This window comes from Pseudomonas sp. Mn2068 (assembly GCF_049319725.1).
In the GTDB taxonomy this organism is placed as follows: domain Bacteria; phylum Pseudomonadota; class Gammaproteobacteria; order Pseudomonadales; family Pseudomonadaceae; genus Aquipseudomonas; species Aquipseudomonas gingeri.
In genome coordinates this window covers 187,255-204,464 of sequence record NZ_JBMOUG010000001.1, presented here as the reverse complement: position 1 = coordinate 204,464, position 17,210 = coordinate 187,255, and the positions used below count along the sequence as shown (strand labels likewise).

18 protein-coding genes and 1 pseudogene are annotated in these 17,210 nt (G+C 57.8%); 10 read left to right on the top strand and 9 right to left on the bottom strand.

Annotated features, from left to right (window positions below; all coding sequences use genetic code 11):
- Nucleotides 1-33 precede the first annotated feature (33 nt).
- Entirely contained in the window at nt 34-1,458 is a 1,425-nt protein-coding gene (locus ACL9RJ_RS00970) for an APC family permease (RefSeq protein WP_017128644.1), read from the bottom strand.
- 281 nt (nt 1,459-1,739) lie between these two features.
- Entirely contained in the window at nt 1,740-2,630 is an 891-nt protein-coding gene (locus ACL9RJ_RS00965) for a LysR substrate-binding domain-containing protein (protein ID WP_422764753.1), read from the bottom strand.
- Nucleotides 2,631-2,749: 119 nt separating this feature from the next.
- Between ACL9RJ_RS00965 and speB the strand changes: the two genes are divergently transcribed.
- A complete protein-coding gene (gene speB / locus ACL9RJ_RS00960; protein ID WP_177118000.1) occupies nt 2,750-3,700 on the top strand; it encodes an agmatinase in 951 nt (316 codons plus the stop codon).
- A 98-nt stretch (nt 3,701-3,798) separates the two neighbouring features.
- Here the strand turns inward: speB and ACL9RJ_RS00955 are convergent, their stop codons facing one another.
- Nucleotides 3,799-4,938 carry an extracellular solute-binding protein gene (locus ACL9RJ_RS00955; protein ID WP_422764752.1) on the bottom strand — a complete coding sequence of 380 codons (1,140 nt, stop codon included), beginning with the start codon at nt 4,936-4,938 and terminating at the stop codon, nt 3,799-3,801.
- Nucleotides 4,939-5,325: 387 nt separating this feature from the next.
- Here ACL9RJ_RS00955 and ACL9RJ_RS00950 point away from each other — a divergent pair, with 387 nt between their 5' ends.
- The 3 genes from ACL9RJ_RS00950 to ACL9RJ_RS00940 all read left to right on the top strand — a co-directional run bounded on the left by ACL9RJ_RS00950 (nt 5,326) and on the right by ACL9RJ_RS00940 (nt 7,731).
- Entirely contained in the window at nt 5,326-6,045 is a 720-nt protein-coding gene (locus ACL9RJ_RS00950; protein WP_422764751.1) for an IclR family transcriptional regulator, read from the top strand.
- An 85-nt stretch (nt 6,046-6,130) separates the two neighbouring features.
- Nucleotides 6,131-6,523, top strand: a complete 393-nt coding sequence (locus ACL9RJ_RS00945) for a GlcG/HbpS family heme-binding protein (protein ID WP_422764750.1) — start codon at nt 6,131-6,133, stop codon at nt 6,521-6,523.
- Nucleotides 6,520-7,731: an MFS transporter gene (locus ACL9RJ_RS00940; RefSeq protein WP_422764749.1), complete on the top strand. Its 1,212-nt coding sequence runs from the start codon at nt 6,520-6,522 to the stop codon at nt 7,729-7,731. Before ACL9RJ_RS00945 ends, ACL9RJ_RS00940 begins: the two co-directional genes overlap by 4 nt.
- Before the next feature lie 186 nt (nt 7,732-7,917).
- On the opposite strand, the gene ACL9RJ_RS00935 is transcribed toward ACL9RJ_RS00940, so the two are convergent.
- Together ACL9RJ_RS00935 and ACL9RJ_RS00930 are read right to left on the bottom strand one after the other, a co-directional pair.
- Nucleotides 7,918-8,541: a hypothetical protein gene (locus ACL9RJ_RS00935; RefSeq protein ID WP_212809509.1), complete on the bottom strand. Its 624-nt coding sequence runs from the start codon at nt 8,539-8,541 to the stop codon at nt 7,918-7,920.
- 54 nt (nt 8,542-8,595) lie between these two features.
- Nucleotides 8,596-8,790 (bottom strand): hypothetical protein, encoded by a 195-nt coding sequence (locus ACL9RJ_RS00930; protein ID WP_422764748.1) that lies wholly within the window; start codon nt 8,788-8,790, stop codon nt 8,596-8,598.
- Between the two features lie 226 nt (nt 8,791-9,016).
- Between ACL9RJ_RS00930 and ACL9RJ_RS00925 the strand changes: the two genes are divergently transcribed.
- On the top strand, nt 9,017-9,403 hold the full coding sequence (locus tag ACL9RJ_RS00925; protein ID WP_422764747.1) for a hypothetical protein: 387 nt from the start codon (nt 9,017-9,019) through the stop codon (nt 9,401-9,403).
- A 1-nt stretch (nt 9,404) separates the two neighbouring features.
- A complete protein-coding gene (locus ACL9RJ_RS00920) occupies nt 9,405-10,922 on the top strand; it encodes a conjugal transfer protein TraG N-terminal domain-containing protein (protein WP_017128650.1) in 1,518 nt (505 codons plus the stop codon).
- A gap of 10 nt (nt 10,923-10,932) precedes the next feature.
- Here ACL9RJ_RS00920 and ACL9RJ_RS00915 read toward each other — a convergent pair whose 3' ends face one another.
- Nucleotides 10,933-11,292 carry a DUF3742 family protein gene (locus ACL9RJ_RS00915; protein ID WP_083875455.1) on the bottom strand — a complete coding sequence of 120 codons (360 nt, stop codon included), beginning with the start codon at nt 11,290-11,292 and terminating at the stop codon, nt 10,933-10,935.
- Nucleotides 11,293-11,431: 139 nt separating this feature from the next.
- On the opposite strand from ACL9RJ_RS00915, the gene ACL9RJ_RS00910 reads away from it, so the two are divergent.
- Nucleotides 11,432-11,704, top strand: coding sequence for a DUF6124 family protein (locus ACL9RJ_RS00910; RefSeq protein ID WP_244861732.1), 273 nt, complete (start codon nt 11,432-11,434; stop codon nt 11,702-11,704).
- A gap of 135 nt (nt 11,705-11,839) precedes the next feature.
- On the opposite strand, the gene ACL9RJ_RS00905 is transcribed toward ACL9RJ_RS00910, so the two are convergent.
- Nucleotides 11,840-12,418 (bottom strand): hypothetical protein, encoded by a 579-nt coding sequence (locus ACL9RJ_RS00905; RefSeq protein WP_212809517.1) that lies wholly within the window; start codon nt 12,416-12,418, stop codon nt 11,840-11,842.
- Nucleotides 12,419-12,669: 251 nt separating this feature from the next.
- On the opposite strand from ACL9RJ_RS00905, the gene ACL9RJ_RS00900 reads away from it, so the two are divergent.
- Nucleotides 12,670-14,304 (top strand): hypothetical protein, encoded by a 1,635-nt coding sequence (locus tag ACL9RJ_RS00900; protein ID WP_212809519.1) that lies wholly within the window; start codon nt 12,670-12,672, stop codon nt 14,302-14,304.
- 16 nt (nt 14,305-14,320) lie between these two features.
- Here the strand turns inward: ACL9RJ_RS00900 and ACL9RJ_RS00895 are convergent.
- A pseudogene (locus tag ACL9RJ_RS00895) lies at nt 14,321-14,584 on the bottom strand (ATP-binding protein); the annotation flags it as partial.
- A 164-nt stretch (nt 14,585-14,748) separates the two neighbouring features.
- Here ACL9RJ_RS00895 and ACL9RJ_RS00890 point away from each other — a divergent pair.
- Both ACL9RJ_RS00890 and ACL9RJ_RS00885 read left to right on the top strand, forming a co-directional pair.
- Entirely contained in the window at nt 14,749-15,588 is an 840-nt protein-coding gene (locus ACL9RJ_RS00890; RefSeq protein ID WP_422764746.1) for a DUF6216 family protein, read from the top strand.
- Between the two features lie 153 nt (nt 15,589-15,741).
- Complete coding sequence (locus ACL9RJ_RS00885; protein ID WP_422764745.1) at nt 15,742-16,014, top strand: DUF6124 family protein; 273 nt, start codon at nt 15,742-15,744, stop codon at nt 16,012-16,014.
- 157 nt (nt 16,015-16,171) lie between these two features.
- Here the strand turns inward: ACL9RJ_RS00885 and ACL9RJ_RS00880 are convergent, their stop codons facing one another.
- Nucleotides 16,172-17,161 carry a hypothetical protein gene (locus ACL9RJ_RS00880; protein WP_422764744.1) on the bottom strand — a complete coding sequence of 330 codons (990 nt, stop codon included), beginning with the start codon at nt 17,159-17,161 and terminating at the stop codon, nt 16,172-16,174.
- Nucleotides 17,162-17,210 lie beyond the last annotated feature (49 nt).

Here is a 17,210-nt window from a genome sequence, read left to right as displayed (position 1 = left end):
GGCGATAAGAAAGGGAAAGCTCAGGGAACGGCTTCACGCCTTCGCCGGTATCGCTCCGGCCACTTTGCGGCGGCGCTTGCCCGAGACCACGATCAGCACGCCGGTCACCAGTGACAGCGCACCCAGGTACCAGGCGGTATGGAGATCTTCCGGGGACACGGGATTGGCCCCGGCGGTGTAGCCGATATAGGCGAGCACAAACAGCGCCAGCAACGCGGGGATCGAAAGCAGGATTGCGGTGGGCGCCTTGTGCTGTTTCCAGGTCATGACCATGAAGGCCGCCAGCGCCGAGATGTAGGACATCACGAGGGTGATGGTGACTACGTCGTAATACCAGACGATCTTGTCCAGCGGCTTCCACCAGACCAGGGCGATACCGGCAAGCGACACCAGGCCCAGGGTGAACCACGGCGCCTTGAAACGGTTGACCGCGCGAAACGTACCGGGAAGATGACCCTCTTCACTCATCCGATACAGCGTGCGCGCCGATGAATTGGACGAAATCTGCAGGCCGGCACAGGCCGAGGTAATCACCACGAACAGCGCCAGCCAGGCCATGGCCGGTGGCAGGTAGACATTGGCGACCGCGGCGATGGGCCCGCCGTTGCCGTTTTCAACAATCGCGGCCAATTGCTCCACCGGAACCGCGTACTGCCAGCCGATGGCCGCCAGGCTGTAGATCACGAACGCCGAGGTCAGGACGATCAGCAGTGAGCGCTGCACGGTACGCACCGGCACACGCGCCTCTTCGATGTAGTTGATGGCCGAATCGAAGTTCGCCAGCATCCACACGCCAAACAGCACGCCCGGGCCGATCGCCGCCAGGCCGCCGGCGCCTTGCAGCGAATACATCGAGGCAAAGGACAGGTTCTCGACCTGGGGATGGATCAACCCCATGAAGCCGAGGCCGGCGACCACGGCTATCTCGAAAACCAGAAAGGTACTGGCGAGCTTCGCGGTCACTCCGACCCCGCGCACCGACACCGCGAAGAAGGTCGCGATCAGCAACGTACCGATGATCTTCGCGTTGAGCTCGCCGGCCAGGGAGGGAATCAGCGCCTGGATGTATTCGGAGCCGATCAGCGCGCACATCGGCGTGACGGCAATGCAGGCGACAGCGTAGGTCCAGCCCAGGATACAGCCGACGTCCGGGTGCAAAAAGCGCGAGCAGAAGGTGAAGATGCCCCCCGCCGACGGTGCCTGGCGTGTCAGCGACACCATGCACACGGCCAGTACCAGCATGGGGAAGAAGAAGGCGATCAGGATCGCCAGGGGCGCTTGATGGCCGGAGATCGAATAGAGGATCGACATCGAGGATGCGGCCACCCAGGCCGGCGCGTTGAAGCCCAAAGCAGAAAAGCTGACGTCCTTGGTATTGAGTTTTCCTTTACTGAGCGCGGTGTCGAGTTCGCTGACAACACCGTGGCGGTCATAACCGAAAAGTTCGTAGAGTTTCATGATTCATCCCAGGCTCGTTTTTTATTGGCAGGTAGCGAAAACGCTTCTTGTAGGACGGAGCTCTTGAGCAATACCCGATGCATGCCGGGCATTTACATCGATTCAAGATAGGGAGTCGGCTGCGCAGCAACAATTACCAAAGACGAAAGCTGACTTGCGCAAATCCGCACGGATGCCGCGCGACATCATCTCGACGGCCAGCGGTGCGGTCGCGGCCTGGCTGGTAGGCCTGTCAGGGAAAAGGAAGCAGCCATGCGCGGTGGAGCAGCGCTATGAAACACTCAAACGTTTCGAGCCTGATTGACGATCCAGTCGATGAACAGCATGACTTCGGGCTCAGCGCTGCGCTCTTCGTTGCAGACGCAAAAGTAGTCCATTGCGGTCGGCACCTTGAGCGCAAAAGGCTGCACGAGCGTGCCGTCGCGCAGATCCCGCGACGAGCAGATTTCATCGCTCAGGGCAACGCCGAAACCGTCCCTGGCCGCCTGCAACGCCATGCCGAAGTCCTCCAGGTGCACATCCGCATCACCCGGGTACGGTATACGCGCCTCAACCAGCCAGCGGCGCCACTGGGAACCATCGTCCTCGTGCAAGAGACGGTGGTGCATGAGGTCTGCGGGATGCTTCAGCCCATTGCGTCCATGCAGCAGTTGTGGGCAGCAGACCGGGAACATGTGGAGGTTGATCAGGGGCCTCCACCAGAACCCTTCCCAAGGGGGCGTGCCGTAAAGAATGGCGACGTCTGCCCTCTTCCAATCCACGTTTGTCAGGCCATCGGCGGCGAGAAGCCTCAGGCGGATCTGCGGGTGTTCCGCCCTGAAGGCAAACAGTTTGGACATCAGCCAGGAAGCACCGAAGATCGGCTCGGTCGATACCGTCAAGACGGCAGGCGCAGGCAGGGAATGCGCAGGGTCACTGGCCAGGCGAACACCCTCGGCGAACTCGGTCAGTCCGCGGGCCACCGCCTGCTGAAGTGCCAACCCCCTTGGAGTCAGTACCAATGACCGACCTTGCTTGACCAGCAGCTTTGTTCCCAGCGCATCGGTCAGTGCGCGTAACTGCTGGCTGACAGCGCCGGGGGTGACATGCAGTTCAGCGGCGGCGGCGCCGACATGACCCAGTCTGGCCACACATTCAAATACGCGCAGCGCCTTGAGTGGAGGAAGGTTCATGAGCTTACCGTTTAGTTTTTTTATCGATTTTTCCAACACTTTATATCAATTTACTATCAATCATGCGGCGTTCAACAATCGTAGTCCTGAATGACCCCACCCCTCAGGAAGGTACGTCCATGGAACACCCCGTCATTGATCAGGCCATCACCCGCGCAGACCTCTATGGAACCCACGCGGAAAGTACATTCGGCGGTATCACCAGCTTCATGCGGCGCCGTTACAGCAAAGACTTGTCCGGCGTCGACCTCGTCGTCTCCGGCGTTCCCTTCGATACCGCCACGAGTAATCGGCCAGGCAGTCGGTTTGGCCCCCGTGCAATTCGCCAGGCCTCGGTCCAGTCTGCATGGGCGCGCCATTGGCCCTGGAAAGTCGATCCTTTCGATGTCCTGGCCTGTATCGACTATGGCGATTGCGATTTTGACTACGGCACCCCGCAAGACACACCGGAAGACATCAGGGCCCACGCGGAGCATATCCTCGCCGCGGGTGCGGGCATGCTGACGTTGGGTGGAGACCACTTCATCACCTACCCGCTTTTGCAAGCCCATGCGGCCAGGCACGGGCCGTTGTCCCTGATCCATTTTGATGCGCATCACGACACCGAGTCAGACGGCGTCAACAAGCGTATCGATCACGGCTCGATGTTCTACCACGCGGTGCGCGAAGGGCTGGTTGATCCCTCCCGTTCCACGCAGATCGGACTTCGTGTCAGCAACGATGAACCGATGGGGTTCCAAGTCATCAATGCGCGCCAGGTACACACGCTGTCGCCCTCTGAGATTGCCACCGCCATCTGCGCGCGCGTTGGAAATCACCCCGTCTACCTGACCTTCGATATCGATTGCCTGGACCCGGCGTTTGCACCGGGAACAGGTACTCCGGTCTGTGGCGGTCTTTCCACGCACCAGGCCTTCGAAATTCTGCGTGGGTTGCAAGGCATCAACCTGATCGGCATGGATATCGTCGAGGTAGCGCCTCCCTACGATCACGCCGAGATCACCGCGCTGGCCGGGGCGGCGATCGCGATGGAGATGGTGTGCCTGTACGCGGCAAATCCCAACCGCTGAAAGCACGGACAGCCAGTCGGACCCAGCCCCCGGCCGGTTGACCCTGGGTCCAGACGGCACACTCTGATGTCGATCAACAGCGCCTTTTCTCTTTCCCGTCAACGCTGGGTCCGGAACGAGGACCAGATCCGAGTGCGCTCACGCATGAGTCGTAACGTCATCGGCTCCTCCGCAAAGAGCTTGTCGCGCACGGCGGCCAAGGGATAGATGGCCAGGTTTTCAGCGATGTTCTTGTCGACATACCGGGTCGCGGCAGTGTTGGCGTTGGCAAAGAAGAAGTTGTTCGTGAGTTCTGCAAGTGATTGCGCGCGCGTAATGAACTCGATAAAGAGTTTGGCCTCTTCGGGATGCGGTGCATCGACCGGGATGGCCAATGTATCAATCCAGGTGAGCGTACCTTCTTTGGGAGAGACGTACTCCACCCTGGCGGATGACTTTGCGCCTTCAGCCATGGCCTCGGCCAGGACGGCATCACCGCTGTAGGTAAGCGCCACACACAGATCGCCGTTGGCCAGATCACTGGGTTGGGTACCCGAGCCAATGTAGCGGACCGATGGTCGTAGCTGATCCAGTAGTAGCTGGACAGCCTTCAGGTCTGCCGGGGCCTGGCTATGTGGCGGTTTTCCCAGATAGTTCAAGGCGATACTGATCACTTCCTGGGGAGCGTCGAGGATCGAAATGCCGCAGTCCTTCAGTTTGCTCGCGAACTGTGGCTTGAACAGCAGATCAAAACTGTCCAGGGGGGCATCGGCAATACGCTTCTCGATTTCCTTGCGGTTGATCGCCAGGCCTGTGGTGCCCCAGGTATAGGGGACCGCGTAGACATTGCCTTTGTCCAGCGCCGCCAGTTGTGACAGCAGCACAGGATCAAGTTCACTCAATCGATCCATCTGTTGCAGGCCGCTGGGCTGAAGTGCGTTTGCTTTCAACAAGCGGTCCAGCATGGCGATGCCGGGAACCACGACATCATAGCCACTGCGTCCGGCCAGCAGCTTTGCCTCTAGAATATCGGCACTGTCGAAGACGTCGTACTGGACCCGGATCCCGGTTTGCGCTTCAAAATCCTTCAGGGTCTTCAGACCGATGTATTCCGCCCACCCGTACACCCGCACGACCCTTTCCGTAGCAGATACAGACACTGAGAAAATCGCAAGCACAACGACAAAAACAATCGCCCTGAGCCAACCGCCAAAGGCAGATAGCAGGCTTTCCAAGCGAGTCGTATTCAGCGCGTTCATGAAACCTGATTGAGTGGCTATCATCCAACTTACCCTTATCATTATTCTAATCACGCAGTAAGTCTGTTTGTCGCGTCCGCCATACATTCAAGTACCTGCTCATAAAGTACTCTCTTGACTTGAAGACAAATAACCCCCTTGAACAATTGACATTGTTCAATAGAATGTTTTATCAACTTCACTGGCACAACGTTTCAACGTACTGACTGCATTGCCCCTCCGATTATTCAGCGACCCCACACATCAATCAATTGATATAAAATCGCTGACGATCGATTAACAAAACTAAACGATGCAATCATTTCACCCGTAAAAAACCAAAGCCACCAAACGCTTCGGCGGTTTGCTGGCCTTCGCTACGGCCTTATTTCAACGAACCTTCCTCACATGATTAACGAGAACAAAGGCATACAGTCCGTCGAGCGCGCGATGATGATCCTTGAAACCCTCGCGGCGGCAGGGGGCGAAATCCGGTTGGTGGACCTTGCGATGCAATCCGGTTTGCACAAGAGCACCTTGCACGGTTTGCTCAATACCCTGGCCGCCATGGGCTACATTTCCCGCCGCGGCACCCACTACGCCCTGGGGTTGCGCTTGCGTGAGATCGCCCAGCCGTTGAACGACACGGATGCGATGCTGCGTGAAACCTTTGCCCCCGCATTGCGTGCGCTGGCCGAACTCAGTGGCGAAACGTGTTTTCTGGCGGTGCCCTGCGGTACGCGCGAGTACCTGTATATGGATGCCCTGGAGGGCAGCGGTACCTTGCGCGTCGCCAGTCCACGAGGGCGTCGCGCGGGACTCACCACTTCGGCCATCGGCAAGGTATTCCTGGCGTTCGACGAGGACCTGCGCCGCAGCCTGCGCCGATCGGATCTGCTGCCCGCGGAACTGGAGACCGAGTTGGGCGGCATCGTCCGCGAGGGTTACGCGCTCGATCTCGAAGAGGCCGAGCCAGGCTTGAACTGCGTGGCGCTGCCCTTGCGCTTGCAAGGTCGCGTAGTCGCGGCACTGGGTGTCGCCGCCCCTGCGCCACGCTTGCCCGAAGCAGAGCTGCGCAAGCTGGCGACCCTCGCCATGAGGAAAATGTTCGACATGCTCAAACTTTAGCCGCCAGTGGGTGTGGCCGTGTTCCCTTGAAAAGCAATCGCCGGGATCATCTGGATTCTGTCGTTTGATTCAAAGGAATTTGCGAATGTTTGAGCAACTGTCCCAGCAAGTCATCAATCGTGCAAAATCATTGGCGAGCGATCAAGGTTTCGCCGTCTGCATCAGCGTCGTGGACGATGCCGGGCTTCTACGTCACTTTATCCGCATGGATGAGGCGTTGCCCGGCGCCATCGATGTCTCGCTCAAGAAAGCGCGCACCGCGGCATTGTTTCGTACCGACAGCGCCCAACTCGGTGCCGAAGCACAACCCGGTGGCGCCATTTACTCGCTGGAGGCCACGAATGGCGGGCTGATCAGCTTCGGTGGCGGCGTGGTGCTGTGCGATGAGCACGGCAAGGTCATCGGTGCCGTGGGCGTTGCGGGAGCCACCGTTGAGGCCGATCAGTGGATCGCCCTGCAGGCGGCAGGTCGTCCATGAACCGAACCACGCCACGTATTCATCCAGGCGTGCTGGCGCTGGCGGTGACGGCCTTCGCCATTGGCATGGCCGAGTTCATTGTCGTCGGCATTCTCCCGGCGATCGCCTCTGACCTGGACATTCCCCTGGCGCGCGCTGGAAGCCTGGTGGGGCTGTATGCCTTGGCGCTGGCGCTCGGTACACCCCTCACCGTCCTGGCTCTGGCCCGCCTGCCGCGCAAGCCGGTACTGCTGACCCTGGTGGCCGTGTTTCTGGGCGGGAACCTGATGGCTGCGCTCTCCACCGATTACCCCTCGTTACTGGCTGGACGCCTCATCACCGCGCTCGCCCATGGCAGTTTTTTCGCCATCGGCGCCACCGTTGCCGCCAGCCTGGCACCGAAGGGGCAGGCCAGCAAAGCCATCGCGGTGATGTTCGCCGGCCTGACACTGGCGATGGTCATCGGTGTACCGATTGGCAGCTTCCTGGGCAATGCGCTGGGCTGGCGGTTGCCGTTTTATGCGGTGGCGCTGTTGGCCGCATTGGCCTGGATGGCGACCGCCCGGTGGCTCCCCCCTGCACCGACGCCATCGTCGGGCAAAGCGAGCGCTCAATGGGCGGCACTCAGGCATCCGGCGATTCTGGCAATGATGGCCGTGACAGTACTGGGTTTCGGCTCAAGCTTTGCCGCCTTCACCTTCATTACGCCCCTCCTCACAGGCATCAGTGGCTTCTCCAGCGCGAGCGCCAGCCTCCTGTTGATCGTCTTCGGCCTGGCGACCCTGGCGGGCAATCTCGCCGGGGGGCGACTCGCCAGTTCGATGGGTTGGCAAGCGGCGCTGCGAACGATCTTCATGCTGCTGACACTGGTGCTGGCCGCGCTTGCGCTGCTCCTGCCCTATCAGTTGCCAACGGTGGTCATGCTCTTTTTTTGGGGGGCGTTGGCGTTCGGCCTCTCCCCTGCGGCCCAGGCCGGCATGCTGGCGACCGCCGAACGCTACACCCCGCAGGCGGTGGCCTTCGCCTCGGCACTGAACATTTCGGCCTTCAACCTGGGCATTGCCCTGGGAGAAACCAGCGGTAGTGCCCTGGTCGATCACGGGCAAATCGCCCATACCCCTTGGGCGGGCGTCGTGACAGTGATCATTGCCCAGTTGCCATTGGCCTGGCTGGTGTCGCTCGACCGAAAGGACCAGCGCCTGCATCGTCCCCACACGACTGCCGGTTGAGGCTATTACCGCAGGGGGTACGCAAGGCCGCCCTGCACGACCAGGCTCTATGCCGATCCCTCCCTGCGCACCTTGCAGTGGAAGCGGGACCTGCCCGGCATCTCGCAGAAAATGCTGACGCAGCCTCTTTTTCCCGTGCCCTCGAAGAAACGCACGGCAGCAACCAAGCGCCGCCGTGCGCCAGGATCATTTGGCCAGGAAGTCAAAACGCCACAGGCCATTCTCCCGGGTCAGGATGACATCCACCTCCGTGGCGGTGATGGGTAGGACGTACTGGGTCGTATCAGAGAAGTTCTGCATGATATAGGTCTGCCCAACCCTCGGTGGTGTCGCCACCATGAAGTAGAAGTTCGGCAAGTATTCGAAGCTCACTGTCATCATCACATCCACCTTGGGCATGGTCACCACCGGGCTTCCGTTGACGTACCAGTTGCAGTCAAACTGGAAGTAGGGGTTGGTCTTGTTGATTACCCCGCACTGCTGGGGGGTCAATTTCTCCATCGCCAGCGAGGTCGGGGCCGGTTGCAAAAGCGGCGACAGTCCGTTCGGACTGATCGCTTGCAACAGCGCGCCAGGAGTCATAACCCGGCGCTCCGAGACAATCCTCTTGTCATCCCTTCCGCCGAATGTAGTCACATCGGTTTCGATGATCGCCTCGTAGTTGAACGATTCGGTAGCGCCCGGCGCGCCCTCCAGTACCTGCCAAGCATGAATCTGGTAGTCGCGCTGCGGTTGTTGCGGCTTGAGGAAGACCAATACAGTCCGGCCTTCCATGTCGTCGACAGCGAAGTTCACGTTAAAAATGGTCATGGTCCCTCTCTTTTTATTCCGTTGGTTGGACTTTCCTCTGTACCGTAGAACAGTTCAGTCACTGAGATTTTCAGCCAGAAAGGCTACCAGCTCCATGGGACTGCGACTGTTGATCACGTTATAGATCAGATCGCGCTTGGCCCGGGGCAGTTTCTTCACGCAGCTCTTGGCGGAGGCCCGCACGGCTTCGTCCGTACCGTGGATACGAGCGGCCAGTAGCAGGATGAGGACAGCGTCGGTGAGGTTCATGAATCAGTGGCTCGGTCGATCTGGACGAGAGGCTATCGGCGCCCTCAGGGTTTTCTCCAGAGGCCGGGCGGATCGGCGCTCGGCCGGCAGGCTGGGTCAGCGCAGAAGCTGAACCAACTATTGCGCAATCACCATAAGCAAAAGCTCCCTTTGCATATCAGTTTTCCGGCTGTGATCCCGCGACGTCTTGAGGAGGATTCGAGGCTTCTCTCTCAGGAGCCTCACCATGCACTTCTCTCGCCATGATCCCCCCCGCCTCAATCATTATCCCGATGAAAGCACCGCCCCACGAGGCTCCAAACGACTGCCTACGGGGCCGATTGCGGTCACCTCGCTGGTCATCTTCATTGCTGCTGCGTTCAACATCGGCGGTATCCACATCATGCAGGGACTACCCGCCTGGCAGGCCTGGAGAGAGGACACCTACTGGTATTTCGTGACCTGGAGAGCCCTGTTGTACAGCCTGCTGATCTGGGGCTGCCTGCGCTTCAGAAAACGGCTGCCGGTCGACCGACCGGCACTTACCCAGGGGGTTGTACGATCCGCCAAGGGCCTGGCCCTGCTGTTGCTGCTCATGGAACTGCTGCGGGCGTATGCGCGCTGGGGAGCCTGACATGACGCTCTACGCCAATGATTACCTGGAGTATTACCTGACGCTGGTGGGTTGGCTGGTCGGCAACGGAATCTGGGAGGTGCTCACGGACTCCGGCCTGTTCGCACTGCCGTTTATGGTCATCGTGCTTCAGGAGTGGTTCAAGGGACGTGAGAAAGGACCCGATGGCAACAGTGTGCTGGCGGCCAGCGCCAGCATCGAAACCCGTCTATGGCTGGCGACGGCGGTGATCATGTTCGCCGGGATTCCCTTCATCCACCTGGATCTCGGCACCCTGCAGTTCGATCAAAGTCGCTCGGAACAATGCCAGGTTCTTCAGCCTATTCCCCAGGACACTGGCTGGGGACGATCCTTCACCACACTGAATGGTCAAACGGCGCTGGTGCCGGTCTGGTGGTTCTTCGTGCACTCGATGTCCAAGGCCGTGACCGGCGCCGCCGTGGCCGCCATCCCCTGTGGGACCGATCTACGGCAGATGCGCATGCAGGTGTACAACACCCGCCTGCACGATCCCTTGCTGGGTCAGGAAGTCGCGGATTTCACCAACGATTGCTACGGCTACTCGCGGGCGAAACTGTTCATGAATCGCCCGACCCTGAGCCTGGAGCAAACCCACGACATCAACTGGATCGGCTCCAGGTACTTCAGGGAGCAGTCCGGGTACTACGACACCTATCACTCCAGGTCGCCGCGGAGCGAATGGCCCTACGATCCTGATCGGGACATGGGCCTGGCCCAGGTGGCAAACGGTGGTGGGTACCCGACCTGCAATCAGTGGTGGAACGATGGGGACAAAGGGCTGCGCTCGCGCTTGCTGGCCGAGGTGGAAAGCAGCCTGATCGAGCGCTTCGCGCGATGGGCAAACTTTGTCAGCCAGGAGGAAGTGAACGACGCGATCGTTCGGCAGATCGTCTCGCCGAGCAGCCAGACCATGACACAGGGCCGGGCCTACAGCGATTATGGCGGACAGGTCGGCGGCTCGATGTTCAACGACGTGAGCCGCGTGACGGGGGCTGTCGGCCTCACCGTGGGTACAGCGGCCTACTTTCCAGCCATGGATGTCATGCGCCAGGCGTTGCCGATGGTGACAGCGGCGCTGAAGATGGCGCTGGTGATCTGCATTCCCCTGGTGCTGATGTTCAGCACCTACGACTTGAAGGCAACCATCACCGTTTCAGTGGTGCAGTTCGCGATCATCTTTGTGGACTTCTGGTTTCAGCTTGCCCGCTGGCTCGACACCACCATTCTCGATGCGCTTTATGGATGGGACTCGCCGCACTCGAACCTGAACCTGTTGCTCGGGATGAACAACACACAGGCTGATATGTTGTTGAATTTTGTGATGGGGGCGCTGTTCATCATTCTGCCAACGTTTTGGATGACAGCATTGACCTGGGCTGGGATTCGCACTGCAGCAATTATCCAAGGACTAACTGAAGGAACCAACAGCGCTCAGCAACATGGAGGCAAAGGGGCAAACTTAGTAACTAGTAAGCTGAAGGGCCAGCTCAAAAAGTAAATGCCCCCCCTCAGAGATCATGATAGAAAGCTGGATTATTCATATTCTCCGGCGAATAAGGATCAGGATTCAGTTTCCTGCTATCAGGAAAAGCCATCTCTTCTTCAGAGTCTGAATTGCCTGATGGAAGAATCGTCAAAAAAAACAGCCCCATCGCAATAACCGCCACCCAGAACACCAGATACAAAAAACCACCTATCAATCCCAGCCTCACACACCACCCCAGCATGCCCGCAAAAACAGCGGGCATGCCTTTCCTCGTCATCCATCCCAGAAGCGCTTTCTCGTACCTGAAATAACGACGAGAAAGCCAACCAACCCCATAGCCCAAACGGTAGATGAGTCCTTTCTTCCTTGCTTCAGCAACCATGCTTATGACCTCGCAGTTGAGTTTTCGCGCTCGGCACGGCCCAGTCAGCCGACGCACGATTCAGCTTTGCAGGCGGCCAGTAAAAGCATCCATAGGACTTTTCTCGATAAGAGACGGATTCTTCAGCAGAGAGCTGGCGTTGTCCAACTATGACCTTGGACCCAAGGCAGGTTCGAAGTCCCTCCCTGTCACCGTGCTGCTGGAGGACTTGCCTCTGCCCAGGGATCGGGAAACCATCCTGCTCGACGTCTACTCGATTCTGCAGTCCGCGGCAGCCACGGCCTATGAAAACGCCGACAACCAGACCGGCACGAATCGCAAGGTCGCGATGGGTGTGGTGCACCTGATCGAGTTGGCGCAGCAGAAGATAGATTCAGTGCTGGATATGCAGGAAGCCCGCGTCAGAGGTTGATGCGCCAGAAGCACAAACGGGAAGCCTCGCTTCCCGTTTTGCTGAACGCTCTACAAATCCTCACTCGCAGCCCGGCGTTATGACTGGGCTGTTTCGGGTGCGCCCTGGAGCTGTTTGGTGGGTGCGCAGAATGCTTCAGTGACGCAACGCAGCCGTAGGTGCCTTGAGGGGCTCAAGGAAGCCGGAGATGCTCACAGCCACCAATGGCAACAGCGTGGGCAGCAGCAGCGTGTGGTGGAACGCCCCAAACAGGACACTGAAGCGGTACAGCTTGTTGCTGAAAACACCTCGAGTGGATTGCTCGATATCCGGCCCCAGGATAGCGGCGCTGATCACATAGGCAGCCCCCAGTACCATGAGCAGCCCAAGGTAGCTTTTCTTGTAGTTGTCCACCCTGAAGAAACCAAGAAAGCTCATGCGTAGCGAGAACCGACAAAACAGCCCTCCCCAGATCAGCATAAGTGCCAGCAGCACGAGATCCTTTTCATAAATCCAGGCGGTTTTCTTCAGGAAATCGAGTTGACCCTGCGCGATGAAATAGTCTTCGGCCCGCGCGATCACAGGCAGCCAGCGATGTAGATCGCTGCTGAGTGCAATATCACTGTAAAAAATGCCAAGGCTGGTCAACCACGACACAACCAGGTAGGTGCCCCAACCGTACACCAATGCTTTCACTGCCATCCCTGAATCCCTTGTGCTGTAATTTTCAATCACCAGCGTAGCTCCTGGCCCACAGTAATTGCGCCGTATTAGACCACGCCAACAAAACCCTCTCGCGCCTCCGTAACGATAATCATTATTGACAATATGCCATCATCTTGGCATATATGCACGCTTTTCGCCGCTGTTCCTTCCGACGCTGACTGCATCTGCAGAGGATCTGGCTTGGCATCTGAGACGTCGTGACGAATTTCGTATCACGAGCGCGCACCATCCTGCGCATGGATGAGTACAAGGAGTACACCGTGAGCTTCACACCCGACCAAATCGAACAAGCCAAGTCAATCTCGGACCTCATGGGCGCGCTGGGGAAAGCCCTGGAAAACAGCCCGAACGCGAAAGCGAAACTACTGGGTGAAGCACTCTCTCATTCGGGTGACATCAGCTCTGTGTTATCCGATATGGCGAAGCTTGAAGCCACTTCAGATGACTTCCTGAAAATGCTCGACAGCGCCGCTGAAGTTGCCGCGGGCATGCTAGGCGGTGCTGGTGGTATCGCCGCGCTGGACAGCTTCATTATCGGCAGTGTGACTCGTGCTCTGGCAGTCGGTGCACTGGCCTCCGCCTTCCCTATCATGGGGACACTGGCGCTGGGGGCTGCTTTCTTGGGAGCGGCCTATGTCGGCGGTACGTTGCTTGAAGGCGCTTATGGTTGGGCCAAGGACGCGGCACAAACGTTGTCCTCTCAGCTCCCTTCTGGCGTGATTGAGTTGCCAGAAACCTTCGTCGCCGGCCAATATCCAGACGCACTGGTACTTGACCCTACTTACGTTAACGGTGTGTATGACGGCTATCCGCTCGAGGCTGACACGCAGCAGTTCCTCAACAACTATGAGCGAGGCCTGGAGCGCGGCTTCCTCGAGCAAATGCAAAAGGAAATCAACGAATTCAACTTCTCGTTGTCCAGCCTGGTCAAGCCCGGCAATGGTTTCCTCTATCGCGACGGCAACGGCATGCTCGGCTGGGACGGAGGCTACGGCGCACTTCAGGACTATGCCTTTAACAGCGGTGGCCTTGATCTTTCGGGCGCCAGTTGGCAAAGCGCTTTTAATGAAAAAATGACCCGCCTGATCGACTCGGCCAACAGCATGGAGGCTTTCATCAACAGCAATTTCGGCCGGGCCAACGAGGCGCTGGGCGGTCAAGCCTCCGCGATCTCCAACAAGGCCGTGGAAGCGGCGCAGACTGCTGACGAGGCTTTTGCCGAATTGACGCCGCTGGCGTTTGACCTCAGTGGCAAAGGCATCGAAACCCGCTCGATATTCGATGGCATCAAAGGCTTCGAGTTTATCCCGGGAGAAAAAGGCGCTTACCATGGTTGGCTGGACCGCAATAGCGGGTTCCTGGCCCTTGACCGCAATGGCAACGGTATCATTGACGATGGAAGTGAGCTGTTCGGCGGGCCGATGGAAGATGGTTTCACTGCGCTGCGCCGACTCGACTCCAACGGTGACGGACGCATCGATTCAGCCGATGCGTTATATGACAAATTGCTGGTCTGGCAAGACAAGAACCAGAACACCGTGTCCGACGCAGACGAATTGATGAGCTTGCAGGAGGCAGGTATCAAGTCAATCTCACTCGATAAGGTTGAGAGCGTCTATCGACCTGACAAGAGCGGCAACACCATCAAGTGGATCTCCGAATACACCTTGGAATCAGGTGAAACCCAGGAGATCGCGGATGTCTATTTCCGCTACAGCAAACCAGCTTCGGCGGTTTCTGAAAAGCCGACTACCAGTACGGTCGACCCGGCTCTGGAGCAGCAAACGCAGCTATTGGTCAACAGCATGGCGGCGTTCAACCCGCCAGCCAGCGGTGACATGCTGCAACCGGCCCATACAACTGACCTGCTCAACGTCCCGCTGGCCGTCAACTAGACATCTCGATCGTTGCTCACCCTACCCCGCCCACACGCGGGGTTTTCATTGGCTGGAAGCATCTCGACCCAACCCTACGAGAGCATTCGGCTTGGCTCAAGCCCTCTAGGTGCAACATCAATCGGCAGTCTCCGTTTTTTGTTCGCACCCCCTGGTGCAGAAACCGATCCAGCCGCGCTGCGGTCAGGGTCGAGTCATCGGCAAACGTCGTTGTCCGCTGGCTGAACGGCAAGTTGCTGGTCAACACCACGCTGCCACGCTCGTAGCGTTTGGCGATGACCTGAACTCGCGGGACATACAAGGCAGAGAACAAGGTTATTGCTCTAAATGACGTAGTTAATCAGGGACTGTAGGATGCTAGCCTTCTTCCTCTCAGAGCTACTCCACCTTGACCGACCAAACTTTCACCGCTGCCATGCATTTGCTCGATGTGCTTTATAAGCTATGGCCCATAGTCTGCGGCCTAGTGGTCGTATCTATCGTTTACTATCGAACGAGATCATTTTTTTCATTTTTCATCAGATACTGAAATGGCTCGGGCTGGAAGGAAAATATACAAACCCGAAAGATCAGAAAGTCGCAGATGATTATCTAAACCTCAACAAATTTAACCTAAAAACGGGTTTTCGACTGAACTCAGTGAAAGCCAAATCAAGATTACATGAGTGGCTACACGACAACGATTTTGAGTTTGCAGAGCTACGTCACGCAGGCTGGTACTTCAAAGCCAATCAACTGAAATTCGACCTTCCAGGCAGAGCACAACTCTGGCTTTCTCGAAGCTGCTTCATATTGATTGGATTATATCTTATTTCGATGAGTGTATTTATTCAAAAGCCTGGTTACGCCTTGCTGACCGTCACCGCAACCGGGACAGAATTCTGGGTCGGCAAGAATGAGGCTTTTAGCCCGCGATACGATTTCCCGGCTCTGCTGCGAGGGAATCCCTGGAAAATCCAGCAGGGCGACTGTCGGTATCTCCAAGATTCTACACCAATTGAAAATAGCTGGGACAAAGACGTAATATGTGGCTTGGTTTTAGGATTCGCTGATGAGTACTTAACCGAAGCCATAGACTCACAGAAGAAAATTGGAGCGCTGATGGGGTTGGCAGGACTTATATGCTTCGGCCTATGCGTACTATTCATATTTTGGCAGCTTACAGCAGTCAAGCTTTCCAAACGCCTACTCTCAGATGATCAAACCCCAACGACGAGTTCCACTCCTATTACCTGCTCACCAAACCCTAGCAGCATCAGCAATACATCAAACGAATTGGATTGAAGGGGCCTGAGACAGACAAAGGCGGTAAGGATGTGCGACGGCTTACGTTGTGCCAGTGCATAGTTACCTGCGTCAGCTTGAACAGGACGTCATCAGCAGCTAGGACAATGAGCCCATCGCCCGCTACAACATCGTGCCACTATACGGCCCATCTTGTCTCACTACGTCCTCGGCCCCCGGACAGGTTCGAACCCCGCCCCTGTCACCGTGCTGCTTGAGGATTTGCCTCTGCCCAGGAACCGAGAAACCACCCTGCTCGACGTCTACTCGATTCTGCAATCGGCAGCGGCCACGGCCTATGAAAACACCGACAACCAGACCGGTCCAAATCGCAAGGTGGCGATGGGTGTGGTGCACCTGATTGAGCTGGCACAGCTGAGAATGGATGCGATGCTCAATGAGTTGAGCGTCAGCGCCAACGGCTGACAAAATACTGCACACGAACGGGAGGCCTGGCTTCCCGTTTTGCTTATCGCCCAACGCTGGGCGCGCCCTGGCGCCGAGCAGCCGGTAATCGCGCCCCTCCCCCGGTCTATCCGTGAGCAAGGAAACTGTCTCACCGCGTTCTACAATGGGAGACGACCTAGTGAAAACTCGGCTTGATCGTACGAGGGCGTCCAGGTGGGCGTGGTCGGTTCAGGAGCATGGCCGTGTGCGCCTGCATATGCTGTAACTGCCACGCAGCCAGGTAGGCGGGAATGTCATGATCCCATTGAGGCACCCAGGTGCCGGCCTGGAGCACGCTCTTGCAGATCTCGAACTGCTCGTCAGGTGTCAACCCGTAGGGTGTCAGCAGGGGTCTTATTCGTGCCATACCGTCGGCAAGGATCTTGACCTCATGAGGCTGAACCGCCCCATAATTCAGGGAAAGAAAGTCATAGGTGTCCTCATACTCCGCAAAAAACGCATCGGCGGCGCGCTTGAGTTGATCAGCGAATTCACTCACGCCCTGAAGAATACCCACATCCAAATCGCGCACTTTATGCGCCACGACCGTATCCCCATACCCGACCCCGACCAGACTGACCAGTCGTCTGAGACCATACAGTTGAATGTGCAGAATGGTTTCGTTGGTCACGAACAGTCCGTGCAGATGCAGGCACGGTAGCGCCATCTCGCAGGAGACCGTGGAGGTGGTTCCGCCCAGGTCCTTGACGAAAACCACATGGCATCGAAAGCCGCCATTGTCGGTAAAGAAGCGTTCCAACGAGGTGCGCAAGAACAGCAGCCGCCTGGCCCTGCCCTTGAACATGAACTGGAAGGCCAGCATCGGACAGGCAGAGGCGATATTGATCTGGGTTGCGAACGCCCGCACATCCTCAGCGGCAAGCGGTTCGGGAGTAGCATCATCAGGGATGGCTTTGCGCAAGGCTTCAGCAATTTTCTCAAACGCGACCTCGACACCACCGCCACCTTGCCAATTGTCCACAAAGACAAAAGTGTCGATCCGGCTGGCTGAGGACAACAATGCGTTGGCGATGTCAGCGCCCGAGCCCGGGTACAGGAGAGTGCCACCCTGCGCCGGAGCACACGTGCAAAGGTCATTGGCGTAGGTATCAATGACGTCCAGCACCGCGACCCTGACTTCGTTAAGCCCCCAACTGCACATTGAACTCCCTCCC